This window comes from Pseudomonas kitaguniensis (genome assembly GCF_009296165.1).
Taxonomy (GTDB): domain Bacteria; phylum Pseudomonadota; class Gammaproteobacteria; order Pseudomonadales; family Pseudomonadaceae; genus Aquipseudomonas; species Aquipseudomonas kitaguniensis.
Genome location: NZ_VUAZ01000114.1, coordinates 67124 through 80245, shown reverse-complemented (window position 1 = coordinate 80245; position 13122 = coordinate 67124). Strand labels below are relative to the sequence as shown.

The window sequence follows — 13122 nt, the reverse complement described above, 5'->3', positions numbered from 1 at the left end:
GTTGACTGAGGCCACCGGCATGCCCGGCGCACGGCGCAGGACACCATTGCGCACTGGCCGACCTGGATATTGTGTGCGAATTCGAGCAGGAAGACGGCGCCCGCAACCATGCGGGGCACTATCGGATTCGTAGCTGGGGCGCGATTGATCGGGGCTGGATCGAGGCGAATCTGGCGTCGATCAAGCAGGTTTGGGTTACCCCTGAGTTCTGCGGTGACTGGCTGCCGCCATCGGGAGCAAGCCCCCTCCCACACTGGATTGGGTTTGCACATTTGAACTTGTGAATGCAGTCAAATGTGGGAGGGGCTTGCTCCCGATAGCAGTTCTGCAGGCAAAAAAATGCCCCGGCCTTTTGACCGGGGCATTTTTATTCAGCAACAACCGTCAGTGGTTAACCGCCCCACTCGCCCCCAACCCCGTTTGCGAACGCACAAACTGCGGGAAGTACAGCGCACGCTCTTTCACCGCCGCCGCCGACTTGTCGGTGATGGAGAAGAACCAGATGCCGACGAACGCAATGATCATCGAGAACAGCGCCGGGTACTCGTACGGGAAGATGGCTTTTTCATGGTGCAGGATCGAGACCCAGATGGTCGGGCCAAGCACCATCAGGCCAACGGCACTGATCAAGCCCAACCAGCCGCCAATCATCGCGCCACGGGTGGTGAGGTTTTTCCAGTACATGGAAAGCAGCAGCACCGGGAAGTTACAGCTCGCAGCAATCGAGAACGCCAGGCCAACCATGAACGCGATGTTCTGGCTTTCGAACAGGATACCCAGGCCGATGGCCAACACACCCAAGGCCACGGTAGTGATCTTCGATACGCGAATCTCATCCTTGTCGTTAGCCTTGCCTTTCTTGATCACGCTGGCGTACAGGTCATGCGACACCGCCGAAGCACCGGCGAGGGTCAAACCGGCAACCACCGCGAGGATGGTGGCAAACGCCACGGCCGAGATGAAGCCCAGGAACAGACTGCCGCCCACCGCGTCGGCCAGGTGCACCGCCGCCATGTTGTTACCGCCGAGCAACGCGCCAGCCGCATCCTTGAACGCAGGGTTGGTGCTGACCAGCAGGATCGCGCCAAAGCCGATGATAAACGTCAGGATGTAGAAGTAGCCGATGAAGCCTGTGGCATACAGCACGCTCTTACGCGCTTCCTTGGCGTCGCTTACGGTGAAGAAGCGCATCAGGATGTGCGGCAGGCCGGCGGTACCGAACATCAGCGCAAGCCCTAAGGAGAATGCCGAAATCGGGTCTTTCACCAGGCCACCGGGGCTCATGATCGCCTCACCTTTAGGGTGAACCTTGATCGCCTCGGAAAACAGCATGTTGAAGTCGAAGTTGACGTGCTTCATCACCATCAGCGCCATGAACGAGGCACCGGACAGCAGCAGCACTGCCTTGATGATCTGCACCCACGTGGTTGCCAGCATGCCGCCGAACAGCACGTACATGCACATCAGGATGCCCACCAGGATGACCGCTACGTGGTAGTCCAGGCCGAACAGCAGTTGGATCAGCTTGCCCGCGCCGACCATCTGCGCGATCAGGTAGAACGCCACGACCACCAGCGAGCCACACGCCGACAGGCTGCGGATCTGGGTTTGCCCCAAACGGTAGGAGGCCACGTCGGCAAACGTGTACTTGCCCAGGTTACGCAGGCGCTCGGCGATCAGGAACAGAATGATCGGCCAACCCACCAAAAAGCCGATCGAGTAGATCAGGCCGTCGTAGCCGGAGGTGTACACCAGCGCGGAAATACCCAGGAAAGACGCCGCCGACATATAGTCGCCGGCAATCGCCAGGCCGTTCTGGAAACCGGTGATCTTGCCGCCGGCTGCATAGTAGTCAGCCGCCGACTTGTTGCGCTTGGACGCCCAGTAAGTGATGCACAGGGTCGCGCCGACAAAGGCCACGAACATAACGATCGCTGAAATGTTCAACGGTTGTTTTTGCACTTCACCGGTCAATGCATCCGCCGCCCAAACAGCGGGCGCAAAGACCGAAGCGCCGAGTACCGCCAATAGACGCCGGATCATTGCGCAGCCTCCTTGAGAATCGCATTGTTCAGGTCGTCAAATTCGCCATTGGCGCGTCGTACGTAGATGCCGGTGAGGATGAAGGCCGAAACAATCAGCCCTACCCCGATCGGGATGCCCCAGGTAACAGACGAACCAGGGCTGAGCTTGGCCCCCAGCACTTGAGGCCCGTAGGCAATTAACAGAATGAAAGCGGAGTAAAGCCCAAGCATGGTCGCCGAGAGAATCCAGGCGAACCGTTCTCTTTTTTTCACCAGCTCCTTGAAGCGCGGGCTGTTTTGAATCGAGAGGTAAATGCTGTCGTTCATTGTTTTTATCCTCGCAGCACAGCTTTTTTATTATTGGAACGTATCCACTGTATGCGGCTGCGGAACACGTTCCAGACGACCTTAGTAGTAGAGGGAGTGTAGCGAGGGTTTGGCGCAGCGCAGAAACATTTGCGGGGAGGTCAAACTCAATGTGGGGAGGGGCTTGCTACCGATAGCGATGTGCCAGTTGAAACATCTTTGACTGACGCACCGCCATCGTCAGCACCCCCCCTCCCACAGGGTTACATCGGCGTGTTATTTAGCGGTCCACTCGGCCACACGCTCAGGGTGCTTGGCGACCCAGTCTTTGGCCGCGGCTTCAGGCTTGGCGCCGTCTTGAATGGCGAGCATGACTTCGCCGATTTCATCCTTGGAGGCCCACTGGAATTTCTTCAGGAAGGCTACGACTTCCGGCGCTTTCTTCTCAAGGCCCTTGCTGCCAATGCTGTTAACGGTTTCAGCAGCACCATAAATGCCTTTTGGATCGTCGAGGAAACGCAGTTTCCACTTGGCGAACATCCAGTGGGGCACCCAACCGGTCACCGCAATGGAGTCCTGCTTGTCTTCGGCGCGGGTCAGTTCGGCGATCATCGCGGCGCCTGAGCTGGCTTGCAGTTTGTAGTCCAGGCCGTAGGCTTTGATCGCCTCGTCGGTCTTGAGCATTACGCCTGAACCGGCGTCGATGCCGACGATTTTGTTCTTGAAGGTGGTGTCGGTCTTGAGGTCTTCGATGGACTTGGCTTTGACGTACTCCGGCACGATCAAGCCAATTTTCGCATCCTTGAAGTTGGGGCCGTAGTCGACCACCTTGTCCTTGTTCTTGGCCCAGTACTCACCGTGGGTCACGGGCAGCCAGGCCGAGAGCATCGCGTCGAGCTTGCCGGTGGCCACGCCCTGCCACATGATCCCGGTGGCCACGGCTTGCAGTTTCACGTCATAACCGAGCTTTTGCTTGATCACCTCTGCCGCCACATGCGTGGTGGCAACGCTGTCGGACCAGCCATCTACATAGCCGATGCTCAGGGTTTTGCTGTCGGCGCTGGCCAGTGTGGAGCCCATCGCAACTACCAGAGTGGCAGCTGCGCCCAAGAGTCGTCGCATCTTCATATTACTTCCCCGAAAGTTCTGCGCCCGACGGATGCCGGGCGACGTCAACCTGTTGTTCGGTGGTGCGCCGCGCACCCTTCACGCGCATCGATCCGGTTGCGGCGGCATCAGTTGCGTGCTGACTCTTTGATCATCAACCTGCCGGGGCGTTGGTCCTGCTCTGACTGCGACCTCTGGTCAGCCAGTAACGACATCACATCGCCAGCAGCGACGATTTACAGGCCATCGCAACAGAATCCCGCCCGAACTTTGCATGTCAAAATCATGCAGCCCCACTGGAACCGGCTAAATCCGGGTAAGATGCGCGCCTTTGCTCCTCCAGATAAGCCGACCATGCCCGCGACTGCACGCTTCCCTGCCCTGCCCTATTGTTTCGCCTTGATCCTCGGCTTGCTGGCCCTTGTGGGCTATTGGTATGGCCTCGGCCGGCCAGTGGTGTTGCCGGACGTCGCCAGCGCCAGCCACAAAATGCAGTGCGCCTCTTATACGCCGTTCGACAAGGACCAGTCGCCGTTCGACCAGCCGTTCACACTGCGCCCCGAGCGCATGGACGCCGACCTGGCGCTGCTGGCGACCCGCTTTGAATGCATCCGCACCTACTCGATGACCGGCCTGGAAGCCTTGCCGGGCTTGGCGCGCAAGCACGGGTTGAAGTTGATGATCGGCGCCTGGGTCAGCAGTGACCCGGTGATGACCGAAAAGGAAGTCGACCTGTTGATCGTCTCCGCCAACGCCAACCCTGACGTGGTGACCGCGGTCATCGTCGGCAACGAAGCCCTGTTGCGCAAAGAAGTCACCGCCAAACAACTGGTGACGTTGATTCACAAGGTCAAAAGCCAGATCAAGCAGCCGGTCACCTATGCCGACGTGTGGGAGTTCTGGCTGAAACACCCGGAAATCGCCCCGGCGGTGGACTTTTTGACCATCCACCTGCTGCCCTACTGGGAAGATGACCCGTCGGGCATCGACCAGGCGCTCAAGCATGTGGGCGACGTACGCCAGACCTTCGGCAACAAATTTGCGCCCAAAGACGTGCTGATCGGCGAGACCGGCTGGCCCAGCGAAGGCCGCCAGCGCGAAACCGCAGTGCCGAGCCGGGTCAACGAAGCCAGGTTCATGCGCGGCTTTGTGGCCATGGCTGAAGCGAATGGCTGGCATTACAACCTGATCGAAGCCTTTGACCAACCGTGGAAACGCGCCAGTGAAGGCGCGGTCGGCGGCTATTGGGGTTTGTTTGATGCAGACCGCCAGGACAAGGGCATCCTCGCCGGCCCGGTGACCAATGTGCCGTACTGGCCGCTGTGGTTGGGCACCGGCGCAATCATCCTGCTCGGCACCCTGGTGCTCGGTGGCCGCGTGCGCAGCACTCGCTCAGCGTGGCTGTTGCCATTGCTCGGCGCTGTCGCAGCCTGCTCCATCGGCACCTGGGCCGAACTGACCCGCGTGACCGCACGCTCCAACGATGAATGGGTGTGGGCCGGGTTGCTGGTGGTGTTGAACCTGTTGGTGCTGGCGCATGCTGCACTGGCATTGAGCGCCCGCGAAGGTTGGCGCCAGCGCGCGTTCAACTGGCTTGAACAGCGCGCGGGCTGGCTGGTCGCAATCGCCGGGTTTGCCGGTGCAGTGATGATGCTGGCGCTGGTGTTTGACCCGCGTTATCGCAGCTTCCCAAGTGCCGCGTTGCTGCTGCCGGCGCTGGTGTACCTGGTGCGCCCGGTGCACGGGCCACGTCGGGAGATTGCGCTGCTGACCTTCATCATCGGCGCAGGTATTGCGCCGCAGCTTTACCGTGAAGGCTTGCTGAACCAGCAGGCGTGGGGTTGGGCGCTGGTCAGCGGGTTGATGGTGGTGGCGTTGTGGCGTTGCTTACGGGTGCGCAAGGTTTAGAACCGCTATCGCGAGCAAGCCCGCTCCCACACTTGAATGCATTCCCGAGTGTGCACTCGGTCAACTGTGGGAGCGGGCTTGCTCGCGATTGTCCCTGTCAGGCAACCCGCGGCTTCCTGACCAACCGCAACCCCGCAATCACCACCGCAAACACCGCAAATGTGGTGTTGTACAACGCCAACGCCGGCAACCCGAACACCAAACCCAGTACCGCCAAGCCCCAGCCCACACGGCCCGGCACAAAAAACGCGAGCACCGACGTGGCCAACGCAGCCCAGCCCAACACGTTGAAGTGAATCATCAGCCCAAGGCTTGAACGCAGTTGGCATTCCCAGCGGCTCGCATCATCGGCACAGATGCCCACCCACTGGCTGTCCTCCATAAAACCGTAACGTGCGCCATAACTGGCGGCCAGCCATAACGGCAGGGCAATAAGCAGCAAAATCAACGGCAAGCGGCGGGACATTGGGGCACTCCGATAGGCAAAACGGCGCTCAGCTTAATCCCACGGCCGCCTTTAGCAAGGTGTCTGCACAGATAAGTATTCATCCAAGCGTCACAAAGTGTATCGTCTCGCAACTATTACCCCGATTCCGACGTTATTTTCCGATTTTTCGTGCCGAAAGCTGGCACTTCGGTGGCAACGCGGTGGTCATAGCCTGCGAACTTCATTCAGCACGTTTCCTCTTAGGGATTAAGTCATGCTCCGTTCCTTGCGCTGCGCTGCCTTACTGGGCAGCCTTTTTTTGAGTGCGTCAGCACTGGCCGTCGATATAGACCAAGCCACCTATGGCTTCCCTTTGACCAACCCGTTCGAAGCGACCATCGCCACCACGCCGCCCGACCTTCGGCCTAAATTGCCGACGGACGACGAGATCAACCAGTCCGACTACACGCTGAACATGCGCCCCGAGCGCGAGTTCAGCCTGCCGGACAACTTCTGGGCGGTAAAAAAACTCACCTACCGCATCGCCAAGCAAGACCACGCCGCGCCGCTGATCTTCCTGATCGCCGGTACCGGTGCGCGGTTTGATAGCAGCATCAACGAATACCTGAAAAAACTCTATTACCAGGCCGGCTACCACGTGGTGCAACTGTCGTCGCCGACCAGCTTCGACTTCATCAGCGCCGCCTCGCGCTTCGCCACGCCGGGTATCACCCAGGAAGACGCCGAAGACATGTACCGCGTGATGCAAGCCGTGCGCGCGCAGAACGCCTCACTGCCGGTGACCGACTTCTACCTCACCGGTTACAGCCTGGGCGCTCTGGACGCGGCGTTTGTGAGCAAACTCGACGAGACCCGTCGCAGTTTCAACTTCAAGAAAGTGTTGCTGCTGAACCCGCCGGTCAACCTCTATACCTCGATCACCAACCTCGACAAGCTGGTGCAAACCGAGGTCAAGGGCATCAACAACACCACCACCTTTTATGAGCTGGTGCTGAACAAGCTGACGCGTTACTTCCAGCAAAAGGGTTACATCGACCTCAACGACGCCCTGCTCTACGACTTCCAGAACTCCAAGCAGCACCTGACCAATGAACAGATGGCCATGCTGATCGGTACTTCGTTCCGCTTCTCGGCGGCCGACATTGCCTTCACTTCGGACCTGATCAACCGTCGCGGCCTGATCATCCCGCCCAAATACCCGATCACCGAAGGCACCAGCCTCACGCCGTTCCTCAAACGCGCGCTGCAATGTGACTTCGACTGCTACCTGACCGAACAAGTAATCCCGATGTGGCGCGCGCGCTCCGACGGCGGCAGCCTGCTGCAACTGGTCGATCAGGTGAGCCTGTATGCCCTCAAGGATTACCTGCACACCAGCCCGAAAATCGCCGTGATGCACAACGCCGACGACGTAATCCTCGGCCCTGGCGACTTGGGTTTTCTGCGTAAAACCTTCGGCGATCGCTTGACCGTCTACCCGCTGGGCGGCCACTGCGGCAACCTCAATTACCGCGTCAACGCCGACGCCATGCTGGAGTTCTTCCGTGGCTAAATATCTTCTGCTGCTCGCCGCCCTGATGTGTGCGGGCGTCGCCAATGCCGACAACAGCAAGGCGCACGAACCGGTCAAGGTCGATAACGACGGTTTCAAGGAGCCGTTGACCAAGCTCAAGTTCAACCCCGGCCTGGACCAGCGCGAGTTCGAGCGCTCGGCACTGACCGCGCTCAACGTGTATGACCCGCTGGAGTCGTGGAACCGCCGCGTGTACCACTTCAACTACCGCTTCGACCAGTGGGTGTTCCTGCCAGTGGTGGATGGTTACCGCTATATCACACCGAGCTTCCTGCGCACCGGCGTGAGCAACTTTTTCAACAATTTGGGCGACGTGCCGAACCTGGTGAACAGCCTGTTGCAACTCAAGGGCCACCGCTCGCTGGAAACCACCGGGCGCCTGTTGCTTAACACCACTATCGGCATCGCCGGCCTGTGGGACCCGGCCACCGCCATGGGCCTGCCGCGCCAGAGCGAAGACTTCGGCCAAACTCTGGGTTTCTACGGCGTACCCGGCGGCGCTTACGTGGTGCTGCCGATCTTCGGCCCATCGAACCTGCGCGACACCGGCGGCCTGCTCGTCGATTACAGTGCAGAGTCGCAGATCAACTTCCTGAACGTGTCAAAAGTCAGCGAAAACCACCCGGAAATCTGGGCCCTGCGCGCGATCGACAAGCGCTACCAGACCAGCTTCCGCTACGGCCAGATGAACTCGCCGTTTGAGTATGAGAAGGTCCGCTACATCTACACCGAGTCGCGCAAGTTGCAGATCGCCGAGTAACCACCGTGACAAAAAAAGGCCATTCGATTGAATGGCCTTTTTTTATGGCGACGACTTTATCTGCCGACGATGCGAACCCGTCAGCGCTTTGCAGTTCGCCATACCTTGCCAATTACCTGAACGACGACCAACACAATCGCCCCCGCAATTATCCCCGCCACCGCATTGAGCAGCGTAGGCATCAACCACGCCAAGCCACCGGTGCTCTGGCTTACCGCCTCGATCCAGTGATGCACCACCGGCACACCGTGAGTCAGAATGCCGCCGCCGACCATAAACATCGCCGCTGTGCCAATCACCGACAAGCTTTTCATCATGTAGGGCGCTATGCGCAAAATCGCCCCGCCGATGCTGCGCGCCGCTTGGCCTGGTTTTTCGGTCAGCCACAGGCCCAAGTCATCCAGCTTGACGATACCGGCCACCAGGCCGTAAACGCCGATGGTCATGACAATCGCGATGCCAGACAGCACGATGACCTGCTGCATCAGGGGTGCATCAGCCACGGTGCCGAGCGTGATGGCGATAATCTCGGCAGAGAGGATGAAGTCCGTACGGACCGCCCCCTTGATTTTATCCTTCTCGAAGGCCACCAGGTCGGTCGCAGGGTCGGCGACAGCTTTCACCACCTCGGCATGTTCGGCCTCGACGTCGGTTTTGCTGTGGAGGAATTTATGCGCGAGCTTTTCAAAGCCCTCGAAACACAAATAGGCCCCACCGAGCATCAACAGCGGTGTTACCGCCCACGGTGCAAACGCACTGATCAACAAAGCGGTAGGCACCAGAATCAGCTTGTTGATAAACGAGCCCTTGGCGACCGCCCACACCACCGGAATTTCGCGTTCGGCACGCACTCCGGAAACCTGCTGGGCGTTAAGCGCAAGATCGTCGCCCAGCACACCGGCGGTCTTTTTTGCCGCCACTTTTGTCATCAGTGCAACGTCGTCGAGTACCGCGGCGATATCGTCGATCAAAACCAACAAGCTGCTTCCTGCCATGAATCGGGCTTCCATTAGGGAGAGAGGGGGCGAGCATAGCGCGGCCCAGCGCTTTGCGGGCACATTGTTGAGGCTGGCGCAAAGCCGGTGCTACCATGCGCAACCGCCTGTCTTGGCAAGGAAACTGCTGGTCTATGAGCACCATTCGCGAGCGCAACAAAGAAAAGATTTTGCGGGCGGCCAGCGAGGAGTTTGCCGACAAGGGCTTCGCCGCGACCAAAACCAGCGACATCGCCGCCAAGGCCGGGCTGCCCAAGCCCAACGTCTATTACTACTTCAAGTCCAAAGACAACCTCTACCGCGAGGTGCTCGAAAGCATTATCGAGCCGATCCTGGCGGCGTCCACGCCGTTTAACCCTGCGGGTGAGCCTTCGGTGGTGTTGAGCAATTATATCCGCTCGAAAATCCGCATCTCGCGCGACCTGCCGTTTGCCTCCAAGGTATTCGCCAGCGAAATCATGCACGGCGCGCCGCACTTGAGCGCCGAGCAGGTCGAGCAGCTCAACGCCCAAGCCAAACACAACATCAACTGCATCCAGCACTGGGTGGATCGCGGCCTGATCGCGGCGATTGACCCCAATCACTTGATGTTCAGCATCTGGGCCGCGACCCAGACCTACGCGGATTTTGACTGGCAGATTTCCGCGGTGACCGGCAAGGCCAAGCTCGATGAAGCCGATTACGAGGCGGCGGCGCAGACGATTATCCGGTTGGTGCTCAAAGGCTGTGAGCCGGACTGATAGACCGCGCTGCCTGCACTAATCGCGAGCAAGCCCGCTCCCACAGTGGATCAGCGTTAGACACACATTGTATGAACACTGCAAATCCACTGTGGGAGCGGGCTTGCTCGCGATGGGCGCAACGCGGTCTCTGTTTTACACCCAAACCGCGTCCCATAGCGGATAGTCGCCGATGCGCTTTACCAGCCTGGCGCGCAATGGATTGGCCACCACGTACCTGGCCATTTTTACCAGATCATCTTCCTTGCGCAGTGCTCGGTCATGAAAACTGGTTTGCCACAGGCGACCTTTACGCCCTGTGGCGCCGTTCACGCTTCGTGTGCTCTTGGACTTCACCTTGCACATCAAGTCGCTCAGTGAGCCCTTTTGTAGCTCGATCAGCCAGTGGAAGTGATCGGGCATGATGACCCACGCCAGTGAGTGGGCCAGCCCTTGATGTTGAGCGATTCGAAATTGAGAGACCACTAATCGACCGAGATGAAAATCAGTGAATATCGGCACCCTTTCGTGGAGGTTGGTCGTGATGAGGTAGGTGCGGTTGTGTTCGCTGAACCGGCCAATACGCAGGCGGTGTGAAGCGGGGAGGTCAGCCATTCCTTGGCCTCTCTTCAGTGGGTGTTCTGAGAGGCTAGATGAGGGAACCTGAGGTTGATCTACGGGCTTTGGGCAGGATGTGTCTGAACGCGTGCTATCGCGAGCAAGCCCGCTCCCACAGTGGGCTGCAGTGTTCATACATTGTGTGTCCGACGCTGATCCACTGTGGGAGCGGGCTTGCTCGCGATGAGGCCCTGCCATTCACCCAACCATCAGACCGGCAGCCCGGCATCCGCCAACAACCCCACCCCCTCGATCGCTGTGATCGCGCACTGCTCGTCAATATCCGACGTGTCCCCGCTGATTCCCATCGCGCCCAGCACCCGGCCGTCCTGGTCCCGAATCAACACCCCTCCCGGCGCAGGCACCACGCTGCCCTGCCCCAGGCTGTTGAGCGCCGCGATAAACGCCGGGCGTTGCTGCGCGTCGAGTGCCAGCAGTCGCGAGCCCTTGCCCAACGCAATCGCGCCCCAGGCCTTGCCGATGGCGATGTGCGGGCGCAGCAGGCTGGCACCGTCTTCGCGTTGCAAGGTGATCAAGTGCCCGCCACTGTCGAGTACTGCAATGGTCAGCGGTGCAGCTGAAAAACTACGCCCTGCGGTAAGGGCCTGACTGGTCAGGTGGGTGGCGAGTGTCAAGGTTAAAGCGCTCATGGGTGTGGTCCTGATTTTTATGGAGATACTCAACCCAATAAATAGAACACAATATTTTTATTTTTTGTATACGATATTTTCTTATATCGGCCAAAACTCTTTACAAAATAGCTTAAATCACCCTGTATCTCACGCAGACACCTTTAAATAAAATGGATTGACCTGCGCCTCCGCCGATGAATACACTCCATAGAGAAAATATTGTATACAATTACAAAAACAACGAGGCGCCAATACAATGACCAAAATGAGAGCAATCGAGGCCGCCGTCCTGGTGATGCGGCGTGAAGGTGTCGATACCGCCTTCGGCATCCCGGGCGCCGCAATCAACCCGCTGTATTCGGCATTGCAAAAGGTCGGTGGCATCGATCACGTGCTTGCTCGCCACGTTGAAGGCGCCTCGCACATGGCCGAGGGCTATACGCGCACCAAGGCCGGTAATATCGGCGTGTGCATCGGCACGTCAGGCCCGGCGGGCACCGACATGGTCACGGGTCTTTACAGCGCGTGGGCCGACTCGATTCCTATCCTGTGCATCACCGGGCAAGCGCCGCGGGCGCGGCTGCACAAAGAAGACTTCCAGGCCGTCGACATCACCAGCATCGTCAAGCCGGTGACCAAATGGGCGAGCATGGTGATGGAGCCCGGCCAAGTGCCGTACGCGTTCCAGAAAGCCTTCTATGAAATGCGCTCCGGCCGCCCCGGCCCGGTGCTGATCGACTTGCCATTCGACGTGCAGATGGCCGAGATCGAATTCGACATTGACGCCTACCAACCGCTGCCCCTGGCCAAGCCACTGGCCACGCGCATTCAGGTCGAAAAAGCCCTGACGCTGCTGGACCAGGCGGAACGCCCCTTGCTGGTGAGCGGCGGCGGCGTGATCAATGCTGACGCCAGCGAACTGCTGTTGGCGTTCGCCGAATTGACCGGCATACCGGTGATCCCAACGTTGATGGGCTGGGGCACGATCCCCGACGATCACCCGCTGATGGTGGGCATGGTTGGGCTACAAACCTCGCACCGGTACGGCAACGCCACATTGCTCAAGTCGGACGTAGTGCTGGGCATTGGTAACCGTTGGGCCAACCGCCACACCGGTTCGGTGGAGGTGTACACCGAAGGCCGAAGGTTCATTCATGTCGACATCGAGCCGACGCAGATTGGCCGCGTATTTACCCCGGACTTGGGCATCGTCTCCGACGCTGGCGCCGCGCTGACAATGTTCATCGAGGTGGCCCGCGAGTGGAAAGCCGCAGGCTTACTCAAGGACCGCAGCGCCTGGTTGCATGACTGCCAGCAGCGCAAAGCGACGCTGCAGCGCAAGACCCACTTCGACAACGTGCCGGTCAAGCCGCAACGGGTGTACGAAGAGATGAACCAGGTCTTCGGCAAAGACACCTGCTACGTCAGCACCATTGGCCTGTCGCAGATTGCCGGCGCGCAGTTTCTGCATGTGTACAAGCCCCGACACTGGATCAACTGCGGCCAGGCCGGGCCGTTGGGCTGGACCATTCCCGCGGCGCTCGGCGTGGTCAAGGCCGACCCGACGCGCCAAGTGGTCGCGCTGTCGGGCGACTATGACTTCCAGTTCATGATCGAAGAACTGGCCGTGGGCGCGCAGTTCAAGCTGCCGTACATCCATGTGGTGGTGAACAATGCATACCTTGGGCTGATCCGCCAGGCCCAGCGCGGGTTTGCAATGGACTACTGCGTGCAGTTGGCGTTCGACAACCTCAACGCGCCGCAAATGAATGGCTATGGCGTGGACCACGTGGCGGTCGCCGAAGGCCTCGGCTGCAGGGCGCTGCGTGTGTTCGAGCCGGGCGAGATCGCACCGGCGTTGCGCAAGGCTCAGCACATGCTCGAAGAATTCAAGGTTCCGGTGATCGTAGAGATTATTCTGGAGCGCGTGACCAATATTTCGATGGGCACCGAGATCAACGCCGTCAACGAATTTGAAGACCTGGCGCTGGTGGGCAACGACGCGCCCACTGCCATTTCACTGCTCGATTAA

At 59.3% G+C, this 13122-nt stretch carries 12 protein-coding genes and 1 pseudogene; 6 read left to right on the top strand and 7 right to left on the bottom strand.

Annotated features, from left to right (window positions below; genetic code table 11):
• Positions 1 to 191, top strand: a pseudogene (locus F0169_RS27935) (helix-turn-helix domain-containing protein); the annotation flags it as partial.
• A 193-nt stretch (positions 192 to 384) separates the two neighbouring features.
• On the opposite strand, the gene F0169_RS18830 reads toward F0169_RS27935, so the two are convergent.
• The 3 genes from F0169_RS18830 to F0169_RS18820 all read right to left on the bottom strand — a co-directional run bounded on the left by F0169_RS18830 (position 385) and on the right by F0169_RS18820 (position 3458).
• Positions 385 to 2043, bottom strand: a complete 1659-nt coding sequence (locus tag F0169_RS18830) for a cation acetate symporter (RefSeq protein WP_152747318.1) — start codon at positions 2041 to 2043, stop codon at positions 385 to 387.
• On the bottom strand, positions 2040 to 2351 hold the full coding sequence (locus tag F0169_RS18825) for a DUF485 domain-containing protein (RefSeq protein ID WP_058411724.1): 312 nt from the start codon (positions 2349 to 2351) through the stop codon (positions 2040 to 2042). The genes F0169_RS18830 and F0169_RS18825 overlap by 4 nt, the downstream gene beginning before the upstream one ends.
• Positions 2352 to 2606: 255 nt before the next feature.
• The gene (locus F0169_RS18820) at positions 2607 to 3458 is read right to left on the bottom strand and encodes a glycine betaine ABC transporter substrate-binding protein (protein WP_058411725.1); all 852 of its coding nucleotides are present in this window, start codon (positions 3456 to 3458) and stop codon (positions 2607 to 2609) included.
• 333 nt (positions 3459 to 3791) lie between these two features.
• Between F0169_RS18820 and F0169_RS18815 the strand changes: the two genes are divergently transcribed.
• Positions 3792 to 5345 (top strand): glycoside hydrolase family 17 protein, encoded by a 1554-nt coding sequence (locus F0169_RS18815; RefSeq protein ID WP_152747317.1) that lies wholly within the window; start codon positions 3792 to 3794, stop codon positions 5343 to 5345.
• Between the two features lie 97 nt (positions 5346 to 5442).
• Here F0169_RS18815 and F0169_RS18810 read toward each other — a convergent pair whose 3' ends face one another.
• The gene (locus tag F0169_RS18810; protein WP_122251039.1) at positions 5443 to 5811 is read right to left on the bottom strand and encodes a hypothetical protein; all 369 of its coding nucleotides are present in this window, start codon (positions 5809 to 5811) and stop codon (positions 5443 to 5445) included.
• A gap of 235 nt (positions 5812 to 6046) precedes the next feature.
• Between F0169_RS18810 and F0169_RS18805 the strand changes: the two genes are divergently transcribed.
• Positions 6047 to 7345: a serine/threonine protein kinase gene (locus F0169_RS18805; protein ID WP_152747316.1), complete on the top strand. Its 1299-nt coding sequence runs from the start codon at positions 6047 to 6049 to the stop codon at positions 7343 to 7345.
• On the top strand, positions 7338 to 8126 hold the full coding sequence (locus F0169_RS18800) for an MlaA family lipoprotein (RefSeq protein ID WP_172979483.1): 789 nt from the start codon (positions 7338 to 7340) through the stop codon (positions 8124 to 8126). The genes F0169_RS18805 and F0169_RS18800 overlap by 8 nt, the downstream gene beginning before the upstream one ends.
• Before the next feature lie 80 nt (positions 8127 to 8206).
• Here F0169_RS18800 and F0169_RS18795 read toward each other — a convergent pair whose 3' ends face one another.
• On the bottom strand, positions 8207 to 9121 hold the full coding sequence (locus F0169_RS18795; RefSeq protein WP_152747315.1) for a DUF808 domain-containing protein: 915 nt from the start codon (positions 9119 to 9121) through the stop codon (positions 8207 to 8209).
• A 134-nt stretch (positions 9122 to 9255) separates the two neighbouring features.
• Here F0169_RS18795 and F0169_RS18790 point away from each other — a divergent pair, with 134 nt between their 5' ends.
• Positions 9256 to 9861, top strand: a complete 606-nt coding sequence (locus tag F0169_RS18790; protein ID WP_152747314.1) for a TetR/AcrR family transcriptional regulator — start codon at positions 9256 to 9258, stop codon at positions 9859 to 9861.
• Between the two features lie 135 nt (positions 9862 to 9996).
• Here the strand turns inward: F0169_RS18790 and F0169_RS18785 are convergent, their stop codons facing one another.
• Complete coding sequence (locus F0169_RS18785; protein ID WP_122251111.1) at positions 9997 to 10455, bottom strand: REP-associated tyrosine transposase; 459 nt, start codon at positions 10453 to 10455, stop codon at positions 9997 to 9999.
• Between the two features lie 212 nt (positions 10456 to 10667).
• Positions 10668 to 11108 (bottom strand): GlcG/HbpS family heme-binding protein, encoded by a 441-nt coding sequence (locus F0169_RS18780; protein WP_152747313.1) that lies wholly within the window; start codon positions 11106 to 11108, stop codon positions 10668 to 10670.
• Positions 11109 to 11346: 238 nt separating this feature from the next.
• On the opposite strand from F0169_RS18780, the gene gcl reads away from it, so the two are divergent.
• The gene (gene gcl, locus F0169_RS18775; RefSeq protein ID WP_152747312.1) at positions 11347 to 13122 is read left to right on the top strand and encodes a glyoxylate carboligase; all 1776 of its coding nucleotides are present in this window, start codon (positions 11347 to 11349) and stop codon (positions 13120 to 13122) included.